General features: G+C 42.9%; 11 protein-coding genes and 1 riboswitch. Of the genes, 6 read left to right on the forward strand and 5 right to left on the reverse strand.

All coding sequences use genetic code 11. The features are described from left to right. Position 1: 1 nt before the first annotated feature. The 3 genes from GX654_14585 to GX654_14595 all read right to left on the reverse strand — a co-directional run bounded on the left by GX654_14585 (position 2) and on the right by GX654_14595 (position 2,420). Positions 2–1,150 carry an acyl-CoA dehydrogenase gene (locus GX654_14585; GenBank protein NLD38091.1) on the reverse strand — a complete coding sequence of 383 codons (1,149 nt, stop codon included), beginning with the start codon at positions 1,148–1,150 and terminating at the stop codon, positions 2–4. 338 nt (positions 1,151–1,488) lie between these two features. Then, positions 1,489–1,704, reverse strand: a complete 216-nt coding sequence (locus GX654_14590; GenBank protein NLD38092.1) for an AbrB/MazE/SpoVT family DNA-binding domain-containing protein — start codon at positions 1,702–1,704, stop codon at positions 1,489–1,491. Positions 1,705–1,952: 248 nt separating this feature from the next. Then, entirely contained in the window at positions 1,953–2,420 is a 468-nt protein-coding gene (locus tag GX654_14595) for a hypothetical protein (GenBank protein ID NLD38093.1), read from the reverse strand. A 61-nt stretch (positions 2,421–2,481) separates the two neighbouring features. Next, a riboswitch (cyclic di-GMP riboswitch) is annotated at positions 2,482–2,569 on the reverse strand. A gap of 296 nt (positions 2,570–2,865) precedes the next feature. Between GX654_14595 and GX654_14600 the strand changes: the two genes are divergently transcribed. From GX654_14600 to GX654_14625, 6 genes are all read left to right on the forward strand, one after another. Next, entirely contained in the window at positions 2,866–4,335 is a 1,470-nt protein-coding gene (locus tag GX654_14600; protein NLD38094.1) for a HAMP domain-containing protein, read from the forward strand. Next, a complete protein-coding gene (locus tag GX654_14605) occupies positions 4,272–4,862 on the forward strand; it encodes a hypothetical protein (protein NLD38095.1) in 591 nt (196 codons plus the stop codon). Before GX654_14600 ends, GX654_14605 begins: the two co-directional genes overlap by 64 nt. A 16-nt stretch (positions 4,863–4,878) precedes the next feature. Then, entirely contained in the window at positions 4,879–6,255 is a 1,377-nt protein-coding gene (locus GX654_14610; GenBank protein NLD38096.1) for a sigma-54-dependent Fis family transcriptional regulator, read from the forward strand. An 830-nt stretch (positions 6,256–7,085) separates the two neighbouring features. Further along, positions 7,086–7,844 carry a DUF2975 domain-containing protein gene (locus GX654_14615; GenBank protein NLD38097.1) on the forward strand — a complete coding sequence of 253 codons (759 nt, stop codon included), beginning with the start codon at positions 7,086–7,088 and terminating at the stop codon, positions 7,842–7,844. 159 nt (positions 7,845–8,003) lie between these two features. Continuing rightward, a complete protein-coding gene (locus GX654_14620; GenBank protein ID NLD38098.1) occupies positions 8,004–8,777 on the forward strand; it encodes a DUF2975 domain-containing protein in 774 nt (257 codons plus the stop codon). Beyond that, positions 8,777–8,995, forward strand: a complete 219-nt coding sequence (locus GX654_14625) for a helix-turn-helix transcriptional regulator (protein ID NLD38099.1) — start codon at positions 8,777–8,779, stop codon at positions 8,993–8,995. The genes GX654_14620 and GX654_14625 overlap by 1 nt, the downstream gene beginning before the upstream one ends. Before the next feature lie 51 nt (positions 8,996–9,046). On the opposite strand, the gene GX654_14630 is transcribed toward GX654_14625, so the two are convergent. After that, positions 9,047–11,260: an amino acid permease gene (locus tag GX654_14630; GenBank protein ID NLD38100.1), complete on the reverse strand. Its 2,214-nt coding sequence runs from the start codon at positions 11,258–11,260 to the stop codon at positions 9,047–9,049. 97 nt (positions 11,261–11,357) lie between these two features. Next, positions 11,358–12,377, reverse strand: coding sequence for a hypothetical protein (locus tag GX654_14635; GenBank protein NLD38101.1), 1,020 nt, complete (start codon positions 12,375–12,377; stop codon positions 11,358–11,360). Positions 12,378–12,708 lie beyond the last annotated feature (331 nt).

Raw genomic sequence — 12,708 nt, forward strand, 5'->3', positions numbered from 1 at the left:
ATTAGGATTTAAGCATATTGGATGCAATAACCAGTCTCATGATTTCTGACGTGCCTTCATATATCTCTGTAATCCTTGCATCACGACAATATCTCTCCATCGGGTATTCCGTGGTGTAACCGTAACCGCCGAAGATCTGCAGTGCCTTATGAGTAACACGGTGGGATGCCTCTGATGCAAACAGCTTTGCCATTGCACAATATTTGGAGTATTTCTGCCTGTCACCGCTGTTCATCATGTCAGCGGCCTGATAGGTCAGAAGCCTTGCTGCCTCTATATCGGTAGCCATGTCAGCGATCATCCACTGTATAGCCTGGAATTCTGCGATAGGCTGGTTAAACTGTTTCCTGATCTTTGAATAGGCAATAGCCTCTTCCATTGCCGCCTGGCTGATGCCCAATGCCTGCGCGGCAATACCTACACGTCCGCCGTCAAGGGTGTGCATTGCTATCTTAAAACCCTGGCCCTCCTTGCCCAGAATGTTCTCTTCAGGTATTTCACAATCTTCAAAAACAAGCTCGGTTGTAGAAGAAGAGAGTATACCCATCTTGTCTTCGATCTTGCCTACTGAAAATCCGGGTGTACCCTTTTCAACGATAAACATGGAGAGACCTTTATGCCCGGCATCCTTGGATGTCTTTGCCATAACTACCGCTACACTTGCTACCCCGCCGTTTGTTATAAAACTTTTTGTGCCATTAAGCACCCACTTTCCATTTTTACGTTCCGCCCTGGTTGCTGTTCCTGATGCATCTGAGCCTGCACCCGGTTCTGTTATACCGAAGCAGCCAATATGCTCGCCTGAACATAACTTGGGCATATATTTTTTCTTCTGCTCTTCTGTGCCAAAATAATATATGGGTGAGAGGCAGAGTGAATTATGTGCAGATACTGTAACGCCTGTTGAGGCGCCACCCCGTGAAAGCTCTTCCACTGCTATAGCGTAAGAGATGTAGTCCATGCCTGCGCCATTATACTCCTCAGGATATACAACGCCCATTATCCCCATTTCCCCGAGCTGCTGGATCGCCTTTGCCGGAAATTTGTGCTGTTTGTTATATTCTGTTGCCTTTGGTTTTAATACCTGGTCAGCAAACTTCCTGCACATATCTTTTATCATCTGATGTTCTTCACTTAATTTGAAATCCATAGGAAATACTCCATTTTAATGATTTATTTTTCAATGTCTGCCTTTTTTAAGGCAGACTACCCCTGAACTATCTCAGGCAAATATATGATTTATTACAAACTTCTGAAAATATCAATAACAAATTGATATTATTAGGGTTGAAGAGCTCAAGGTAAAATAGAATCAGCCCCGGCATACAGTGATTGGCGTCTCTATACCAGGGCTGATTCAGGGAGGGAAAACTCTGTGAATAAAGGGATAATATCTAAAACACAGGTTTTCAGAGGACATTTAATTAACTGTTGAAAACCATCCTCAGGGTACCCCTTTTCAACTAATCAGGATATGGGTACCCTTTATCATATCCTGATATCACCAAGGGGCAAAAAAGTCAGGCCTCGACTCGCAGGCCTGTTGTTTGTATCCTCTGATCTCTTTTTGGGCTCTATAATCAGCCTCTTTCCTTCTCTTCTAATGATTGCCTCATCACAGCCTTTTTCAAACTCCTTGAGTATCTGATCTATATGGCCCTTTGGATTCCGATTAACTGCATTATTCAACTTTATACTGGTCATGGGTCGCCTCCTTGGAAAATCTCTGTTAGCAGCTCTATATCCACTGCATACATCTGGATAATATATGCATTTCATCTGCAAGGGTTTTGCCATTTAAAATAAGACTATATTAACTAATATAATCTTATTTTTGCTTAATTTAGATGTCGATAAATCAGGTTATACGCTTAGAATTGGGTATTAAGTATTCAATTGGGGTTTTGTTTATGGGTACTTAATATTCAAATTTGACAGGCAATCCATTCTGCCTATTCATAAAAGTAACTGCTTATATAGACCTCAGGCACAGGCTCATCAATGTATTTATTAACAATTTTTCTAAATGTGGCCTTTATGTCATCAAAATCCCTGTTTTTAATCCACTCCTTCAATTTCTCTTCGCTGACAGTCATTAGAAAGTCATTTTTTATCAGGGTTGAATATTTGTACATTTGCGATTCCTGCTCTACATTTGTATATGGGCTGGCCAGCACAAGGCCCAGGGAATCATTGTGCCCTGCCCCCATATGGATATTTGTAATAACGACCTTGTTTCTCCTCAAGGGATTGGGGTTTTCTTTTTTGCTGTTTTTTTCAAAGGTGATCATTTTTACATTATTAAACCCTGTATTGCCTTTTATCAGATATATAAGGATTATTATGAAAAAGAGGACAAGAATTGTTGTTATTATTTTCCTGTACTTAACAAGTACTGTTTTTTCTACTGATGATTCCATTAATAACTAACCCTTTAACTAAAAAACCCGTATCCTTCATGGAAAACGGGCCAGGTTTTATATTTGCAACCCCGCTTTCATATCTGATTTACAGATGTAGACCGGAGGCTTTGCGTCCCATCCTTTCGAATGGTTTGCCCTTTACTTTATAATATTTTCTTGTAGTTATCCCTGATTTTTGTTTTAAACCACGGAAACTCCATGTTTAATATCGGACATTGGAAGGGGATTCTTGAATATTAAGGCATTATTTTTTATTTATCCAGCAATCGATCATATGCTTCGCTGCCACAGGTGGTTGTTGACTGCCTGTAAACTATGATATATAACTACTCGAAAAATAAAAGGTACAAAATTTAGTCGTGTTTTTAAAGGGTGTTAGCCGCATCTCCCTAAACAAGTAACAGGTGAAAAGAGTCAAAACCCTCTCTCTCCCGAAAGAAATATGAAACTTACTATCTTTAAAAGATTGATGGCAGGCTTTTTTCTGATCCTCCTGGTGGTGGTGGCGCTTTCCACCTATTCTGTCCTGAAATTCAGTGAGCTGAACCAGGCCATACGTTCTATCAGCGAGGTTGACAGCGAGACATTAAGGTATGCTGACCGCCTTAGAGATGGCATCTATACCTTAAGGAAATTTGAAAGAAAGTATGTTATCTCCGAAGATAAGGATTTTCTAGACCAGTTTAATGAGACCGGAAAATCCTTTCTGCGCGATCTTGATCAGTTAAAGGGACTCCTTAGCGCGGCAGGGAATTACGAGAGGGCTGCATTATTAAGAGATGCCTGTAAAAAGTATTCAATGAAGGTAGAAGAAGAGGCAGAACATGTAATAAATAAGACCGGCTATGATAAAAGGGGGTTTGAAGAGCAGAAACAGGCGCTGGTTGACGAGGTCATCGGGCATCTGGATGTGCTTAGAGAGGCAACTGAAAAGGCGATCAACAACAGGATCAGGATGTCGGGGGAGGTTGGCCAGGAGGCGCTCAGGGTTATCATGATTATGTCGGTGTCATCGTTAGTCATGGCTGTACTGATAGCCTTTTTTATCTCCCGGACAATTCACCGGCCTGTCCGCCTACTTATAAAGGGGATCAAGGAGATCGCACGGGGAAGATTTGAAAAGCACATTGAGATATCATCTCCGCCTGAGATAAACGAGCTAGCAGGGGCCTTTAATAATATGTGTGACAGATTAAAGGAGGTAGATGAACTCAAGGCAGATTTTATTGCTGGTGTGTCTCATGAGTTCCGGACGCCCCTTGCTGTAATCAGGGAGGCCATAGGCCTTTATGTAGAGTCGCTTGAAAAGAGGCCCGCAGAAAAGCAACAAAAGCTCCTTACCATAATTGAGGAGGAGTGCGAAAGGCTTATTACATCGGTCAACAGGGTGCTTAACCTGTCCAGGATGGATGCCGGGATAGCAGAATATCATATGGAGAAATACAGTATTACACACCTGGTGGCGATAGCCCTTTCAAAGGTACAGCCGATTGCCCAGAGAAAAAATATAACTCTGGAGTATAACCCCGGGCATATTGTATCTAACGCATTTATTGACCCTGAAAAGATGGGTCTGGTGCTTGACAACCTTCTTGGCAATGCGCTTAAATTCACCCCTGAAAAAGGGAGGGTCTCTGTAAGGGTCATTGAAAGGGATGCGGTGTTGAGCGATGCAGGCGGGAAAGAAAAAAAACGTATTATTGAGGTCTCTATTTCCGATACAGGCCCTGGCATACCGGAGAAACATATACATGAGATATTTGACAAATACAGAAAATTACATGAAAAGGGTACAGGTCTTGGTCTTTATATTTCAAGACAGATCATTAATGCCCATGGAGGAGAAATATGGGTAGAAAGCAATGGAAAAACAGGAAGCACCTTCTTTTTTACTGTGCCTCTCTCCTTGTGATACTGATGATGGCCCAGGGCTGTGCTATTAGTAAAAAACTGTCAGGCGTTATCCCTGAAAAACTGGCAAAGGAAAAGATACATGTTGAGGCCGATCCTATGGAACCAGCCCGCAGCATGATGAAAAATGGGGATTATAGCGGTGCGCTAAAGGAGTACAATGAAATTTTTAAGCGGTATCCCAAAAAATCACCCGGAGACAAAGCGCTGTTTGAGATGGGCATCCTATTTGCATATCCTGATAACCCTAAAAAAGACAGTTCAAGGGCGCTTGGATATTTTAAATGGATTGTAAAGGACTTTCCGGATAGCCCGCTAGTAAGAGAATCCCTTGCCTGGATTGATACCCTGAACAGGATTATAGATAATGAGGCAAGGATAAAAAATCTTCTGGAAAAGAACAGCGCATATCAGGAACAGATTAATAGCCTTGATAAAAAGAACAGGATATATGAAGAACAGATCAGGGCATTAAAGGAAATAGATATAGGGATTGAAGAAAAAAAGAGGCAGGAATCGCCGGAATAAAAAAAGGTAAAAAGCTATGTCTGATGACAGGATACTTATAGTTGATGACGATAAAAACATGCTGGAGGTCTTAAGCTTAAGGCTTGAGACAGAGGGTTACAATGTAACTGCATCAACCGGTGCAGGGGAGGCATTTAATCATGTAAAGGATAAGCTATTTGATCTTGCCCTTGTGGATCTCAGGCTTGGCGATGATGAAAGCGGTATTGAGCTTATGAAGAGGTTCCATCAGGTGAGCCCGGAGATGCCAGTCATAATCCTTACTGCCCACGGAACCATTGATACCGCTGTGGAGGCCATGAAGCTTGGCGCTTACAGCTTTCTTACAAAACCCTTCAACAGGCGGGAGCTGCTTCTTCAGATAAAAAACGGCCTTGAAAAGAGCAGCCTGTCAAGGGAGGTTCGCAGGCTCAAGGATCTGGTTGAAGAACGATACGGCATCGAAAATATCATCGGTAAAAGCAAAAGGATGCATGAGGTCATGGAGCAGGTTGCAAGGGCCGCTGAAACAGATTCCAATGTTTGCATCTGCGGGGAGAGCGGCACAGGAAAAGAGCTTATCGCTAAATCCCTTCATCTCTTGAGCGCCAGAAAAGATAATGCATTTGTGGCGGTCAACTGTGCGGCCATACCTGAAGGGCTTCTTGAAGGTGAGATGTTCGGCCATGAAAAGGGGGCCTTTACAGGCGCAATCAGGGCAAGAAAGGGCTATTTTGCACAAGCAGACAGGGGCACGCTTTTTCTCGATGAGGTCTCCGAGATGCCCGAATCCATGCAGGTCAAGCTCCTCCGTGTTCTCCAGGAGAGGCGTTTCTTTCCATTAGGTAAAGAGGCTCCCATATCGGTTGATACGAGGATAATAACCGCCACAAACAAAAATCTGGAGGAGGAGGTTAAAAACAACAGGTTCCGTAAAGACCTTTTTTACCGCATCTATGTCATCCCGGTTAATCTGCCTCCACTGAGAGAGCGGAGGGAGGATATCCCTCTCCTGGTTGATCATTTTCTTGATGTATTCAGTAAAAAGATGAAAAAGGATAAAAAGAGATTATCATCCTCGGCAATGCTGAAGCTTATGGCATATCCCTGGCCAGGCAATGTGCGTGAGCTTGAAAATGTTATTGAGTATGCTGTTGCCATGTGCGTAAAGGATGTAATAGAAGAGGACCTTATCCTGCAGACCAGCACGTCAGAAACAGTAGAATCCGGCGAGCTTAGGCCTTTCAGAGAGGCAAAGGAACAGTTTGAAAAAAATTATATCGCTGGCATACTCTCCCTGGCCGAGGGAAATGTAAGCAGGGCGGCAAAGATGGCTGGTAAGTACCGGGGTGATATCTATGCCCTTTTAAAAAAACATGCAGTTGACCCGGCTGTGTTCAAGAAAGAGGATTAAGGACCATGCCCGTCTGTAAATGCTCACTGGATGCGCATATAGCTGCCTGCTTTTCATTACACCTTCATGTATGAAATAACATTCACAGGACACTAATAAATTTATCAACAGCTTATGAGATCCCTCCGGTTGAAATAACAATCCTGATGAGGTCATATACTCCTGTTTTTATCTGACCAGAATAACATGTTGAATTAAATGGCAAATATCTGTATCTATATTCTGCTAGCAAATTAACAGCGTGAAGAGACTCTCTTTATAAAAGAGATATCCCTGGCCTGAGCAGATACAGGGAACCCGTGGCACCCCCTTTGCATTTATTCAAGACCAGATTGTTTTCCTATGCTGACTGACATAATCAGGTGGCGCTACCAATTAGAGAGAGGAGGTAAAAAGAATTAAAGAACAACCCTGGTAGAGTTGATAGCCGGCGCATGGAAGATAGTTAACCACAAGAGCAAAAGTTAAAGAAATAAGAATTGTTTTTTCCCCCAACCCTCCCATTTTTTAGCATCAGCGGGTTGAATGCCTGGCATTCACCCCGCAGCTTTTTTATGTAACAGCAACACCCTTTTTTAACAATGGCTTGCTTCGATTAAATTAGTCGTCTGCATATTATTACTTTAATCCCCTTCTTTGTTATCCCAGTAATCAGCCTTGCTATATTGTATTGTTTATTTCAAAATATTTATTGATAAACAATAAAATATTATTGACAATCAATCTGCAATCTAATAAATTGCCCGCATTGACTTACCGAAAATCGTTTTTTTTAGCATCGCATTCAAAATTTAAAAGGTTTTCAAATTTCCCTGTGAAAGGAGTTTGTTATGGCTGGGTTTCTGACATTTCTTCTGGGTCTGGTTTATGCCATCATATTAATATGGATCATCAGGCGTTATTCTATAAAGCACATACCTGGTGGTTCATACATCAAAGGGGAAAAAAGAACCTACAGACTAGCAAATGTTTTGAGGATCATTATAAGCGTAGTTCTTGTATCATCTGTATTTACTGCCATTATTTGGCCATTCGCATTTTATGTTTATCCTGCTATACGACATTTATTCGACCCTTCATTTTTAACCGATAAAATAATGAGTTTTGATATCAATACCTTTTTTAGACTTGATCTCAAAATGCAATCAGCTTTAAAAATTACTGGCCTCGAAGACCAGACACTCCGGGGTAAAGTGAGTATGGGTATTATCCCTCAAAAAATAATTTTCTGGCATATATATCAATTGCTTGACTGGTTAAAGAACCTAATTCTCTGTTATATACTTCTTGAATTCCACAATATTTTTACCTCTATTTGCAATGGTGATGCATTTACAGGCGTGATTACCGGCAGTTTAAAAAAAATGGGTATTATAATAATAATCTGGAACAGCCTTTCTCCCTTTGTACAGTATTATGGTTATGGGGCTGTATTGAAAAATATTACTGTTAGTACCGAGGCATTAAAAATTACACCCTATTTTTATGTGGGCATTGAATATCTATTCCTTGGTGTTGCCCTGTTGGTGCTGGCGGGAATTATAAATGAAGCTGTAAAAATGCATGAAGAGCAGAGGCTTACAATATGATTGTTTTCGCAGAGGATTTATTCCTGACCGGCATTTGGGTAGAGACAAGGCATGCCTTGTCTACGAGGAAAGAGATAATCCTCCAATAAAAATTCGGTATGTCAACTGTCTGTCAGCGTAAATTTTGAAAAGTAATGCCTTGGATAAAAGGAGACCTTTATGGAACAATTTAGAATTTTATTATTTGCAGTTATCTTAATTTTTGGGCTGATAGCTTATGGATTCTCAATGTTATGGTTTGTCAGACGTTACTACATACCCAGATACAGGCCTATTGTTTCAGGTGCCGACAATAAAAGGACAACCTATCGCCTGGCAAATACAGTAAGACGCATTCTTGATTTTTTTCACGATATTTATCTTATGTGGATAATTATTTTAATACCATTGTTCTTTGCAACAACTATGGCTCATTTATTAGACCCCTCTTTTTTTGGTTTAGATATTTTTTTTGATTCCCGATTTAAACTTGATTTATCAGCTTTGCCCTCTATGGATATATCTGGGTTAAAGGAACAGATGATAAATGGAGCCGCAGCAATAAATATCATTCCGCAAAATCTTTTTACCTGGCAACTATGGCTGTTAGCCTTATTGGGTAATTCCATTATCTGGTGCTATGTATTGCTACAGCTTCGTAATATTTTTGTTTTTATCAGTAATGGTGATGCCTTTAACTCATTAAATGTGAAAGGATTTAAGAAGATAGCCATTGCAGTTATCACCTGGAATGTGGTTTATCCCCCCTTAAAATATTTTGGTCTGGACATTGTGCTAAAAAGTGTATCTATCAATAGTTCACCGGCGATAAAATTCACGCCCCCTATTAATTTCGATCTGGTAGCGATATTTATAGGCATTGCCCTTCTGGTGCTGGCGGGTGTTATTAATGAGGCCGTTAAAATACATGAAGAGCAGAGGCTGACGATATAATGGCAAAGACAATAAGGGTAAATCTGGATCTGCTGCTGGTTAAACGCAGGATGTCACTTTCCGAGCTGGCAGAGAGGGTGGGCATAACACTCTCGAACCTCTCCATACTCAAGTGCGGCAAGGCAAAGGCCATTCGCTTTTCCACCCTTATTGCCCTGTGTGAGGCGCTTGACTGCACACCGGGAGATATTATGGAAATAGAGGAGGAGAAGCGCTGATATGCCCGGCGCACTTTTATCACCCTATTCCTTCAATAAGGTAAAAGCTGATTAAGCCATCAGGTCTGCATCACCAGAAGAGGAGAAGAGCAGGGTTGTGGGAAGACCTGTGAGCATCTCTCCATACCTGGCCTGAAACAATTCAGCATCCTTCTCTTCAGGTATGTTGAACCCCAGGAATACGACAGTTGCATCCCTTGAATAACTATGCAGTTGCTCTGCAAAGGGGGCATCAGAGACAATCACCTGCACATCCGCATCTATCCTGGCATCGTGTATCATCTCTTTGAGCGCCTGTTCTGCGGGCTCCCTCCCCTCATCATGCTGTATTACACGGAGCAGCCTTATCCTTGCATCTGACCATTCAGAGTTAAGAAGCAGCAGGTGGGCAGTCAGCACCATCAATGAGCCGTTTTCCTTTCCCCTCCACCAGATATCTATCCTCCTTGGCATTATCCTTTCCGGGAGTCCGTTGTCTTTTAGAAGTACCAGGCTCATCCCCAGTGAACGCACAGAGACCATATGCCTTACAAACGGGATGGCCCGCTCTTTATCAGAAGCCCATCCCATAAAAACAACATTGGGTTGAAGCGGCCCGATTGAATGACCCTGTATAATGGCAGAAAGCCCCTCATCAAGGTCATTTGACACAACAACCGTTGAAAGCGCCTTAAAATCATTTTCCATGATAAAGCGGTCAAGCTGCTCCTTTGCAGCGCTTCTGTGATCAGTAAGCTCAAGCAGGCTTCCTGTAAGCACCCTTACAAGGGTCACAAGCCCCCTTTCTGTGCCTATCCAGAGGGCATAGAGGCTCATGGTAAGGCGTGTCTCAGGGTTGCCTGTAAGCAGAAGTATTGACGGCCTCCAGTTCTTTGGGGTTGAGGCCAGTTTTGAAAGCGTCAGGAGGTTGCTCCTGAACCTCGAATAGATGAAGCCCCACCGGGCATCTCCGAAACTTACCCTTAGCACCCTTCTCCTTAAAAAGAAGTAGAAGAGTATGATAAGGGCCGCTGCAATGGCTGCTGCCCAGGGGTCTATCAGAAATGCGGTTACAGTGCATACTGCCCCGCCTGTGATGGCAGGGAGCCAGTGGTAGTATTTGAATCTTGGCCTGAAGGAGGGATTGCCGGCAAAGGATTCCACAATTGCCGCAATATTTATCATTCCGTATGTGTACAGAAAAAACATGGTAACAATGGAGGCGATAACATTAAATGCGTTTCCCTCTGAATTGCCTCCGGCCCAGTAAATGATAATAAGGGATATAGCAAGAGTAAAAACCAGGGGGCGATGTGGCTCATCGCCTTTTTTGGAACCCTTGCGAAAAATACCTGTAAGAGGGACAACATTGTCCCTTGCCACTGCCTGAAGAATCCTTGGCGCGCCGAGGAATGAGCCCAGTCCGCTTGAAAGAGTTGCGGCAAATACTCCTGCTGTAACCAGGAACCCGAAACTGAAAAGGGCTTGATCGCCCATGGTTTCAAAGGATGAATTAACCAATTGCGACCGTGTCTGTGCGCCCCCGATAATCAGGATCTGAAGCCCGTATATTAAAAATCCGGTAAATACAGCAGCTAAGGTGCCTGCCGGGATGGATCTGCCAGGATTTTTAAGGTCTCCTGACATGTTGACACCTGCCATTATGCCGGTAACAGCCGGAAAGTACAGCGCAAAAATTACCCAGAAGGAGAGATCGCCGGAAGTATAATTTGATCGCATGTTTGCTGAAAATATGCTGTAGTTGAAATTTAACAGTGACCCGCCCATAAAGGCAATTATCGAAATCCCGAGTATTGCCATAATCATATATTGTGTCTTTATTGCTATCTTTGCGCCGGTCAATGAGACGAGGAATAATGCTGCTGTGGTAAACATTGCTATGCCTAGGAAATAGGGAGCAGCTCCGGGGAATACGCGGACAAGGGCTTCTGTAAAACCGAGGATATAAAAGGGCACAGATATTGCCTGTGCAAGAAAAAGGGCAAGGCCGATTGCCCCGCCGAACTCAGGTCCGAGAGCGCGGGAGATAAGAAAATATGCCCCTCCTCCGGAAACAGGGGTGTTTGTGGATACCGCAGAAATGGAGAGGCTTGTGAGGGCCGTAATGGACTTAGCGATTAACAGAATAAAAAGTGCATGTATTATGCCTGCCTCGCCTATTACATAGCCGGCGCGCATAAACATTATTACGCCCAGGATGGTCAGAATGGATGGCGTAAATACTCCGCCGAATGTGCCGAGTTTATTCTGTGTTTTTTGGGTCATCTGTGTAGAACAGGCCTCAAGCCAGACTAAATAACTGTTAAAATAATAAACACCTGTTCCTGGGCACGAGCCATAGAACAGGCGCTGTAATTATCATCTAATCCCAGCCACTTCCGCTTTTGTATTTCTTGATAACTCCTATTGCCATGATATCACGTATCTTACCGCCCTTGATCTTAAAAAGTTCGGACATGGGCATAGAGTTTGGCTCCCCCCTGAAATAGGCTGCTGGCTGTTTGGAACCATCCGGCATTGTGATTGTTTCAAAACCGGGATGGTTGAACATATAGACACCCCAGGTTACACCCTTTTCAACATCAACCACGGGTGTCCTCCTGGGTGTTATACTCTCTATAAGTGCAAAAACACCTGAATCTATTGCCTCTGAACATACCCCCTTTGCAAAGGCGATAGAGGTTTCACCAGTTGGCCCTGGGTGCTGTACAGGTTTTTCCTTAACATGTGCTGCAAGTTCCTGCGGCAGGTTTGGCCCTGCGGTCCACATACCGTTTTCAAGGCGGTAGCACTCATCATGCCATGGCACAAGCCGACTGTTACTGAGTTCAATGGAGTCAAAATAGAGATTTGATATCCTGATAAGCTCTTCACGTGATACACGGTCTTCAGACGGGAGGACCTGAGAATATGCTATCGGTGGAACAGCCATAGCCCCTTCGACACCACCCATCATTGAGTCCACAACTATGGCCTCTGTCTCTGTGATCTCCCTGTTTTCTATCCTGAGACGCATGGATAGAAGCAAGGGTGTTTCTTTGTCATTTGTTTTTACAAACCCTGCAAATGCTACCTGCCCAGCCTCAGTATCTGAAATATAGATCCTGTAGTCTGTCAGACCAGAGGCTGTTGTCCATAGACCCTTTGAAATACCGGATAAAGGCATTTCGTCGCCATTTTCCGTATACCGCGCAGTCTTTGAAAAGGGGGCCTTTGCAGGGTCATTAGCCACAAGGGCATCAAGGTATTTGTTTACAAACCCCTCAAGACAGGTCCTGTCGCATGTTGAGGCATCTAAAATCTCCTCTTTTGTCTGGTTCGTGCATCCGGTAATCCCGAAAATAATTAATCCTGTAATTATGTATAATCTAAATAGACGCATAACTCTCCTCCCGCTGATTTAGCGCAATATCAGTAAATAAGAAATTATAACGGTTTTGATATAGACAGAAAACCTGTTTGCATGTTGCGAAGTATAGAAACAATAATACAGGGTGTCAATGTTTACATGATTTACCGATATTACACAGGGTTAGCATGTTTTCATGACCTTATTGCGGCAGAGACTCTGTTTTCCTGTGTGACCGGCCTTGACTCAACAGCCCAAAAAATCTATACTTTCGCATAACTGCATGCAAAAACCTTAAGGAAGTATGATGCAAAGATTACTATACAGTTTTTTATCCTTTCTTATTTTTAGTTTTTCTGCAAAT

Source organism: Desulfatiglans sp. (assembly GCA_012513605.1).
Lineage (GTDB): Bacteria > Desulfobacterota > DSM-4660 > Desulfatiglandales > HGW-15 > JAAZBV01.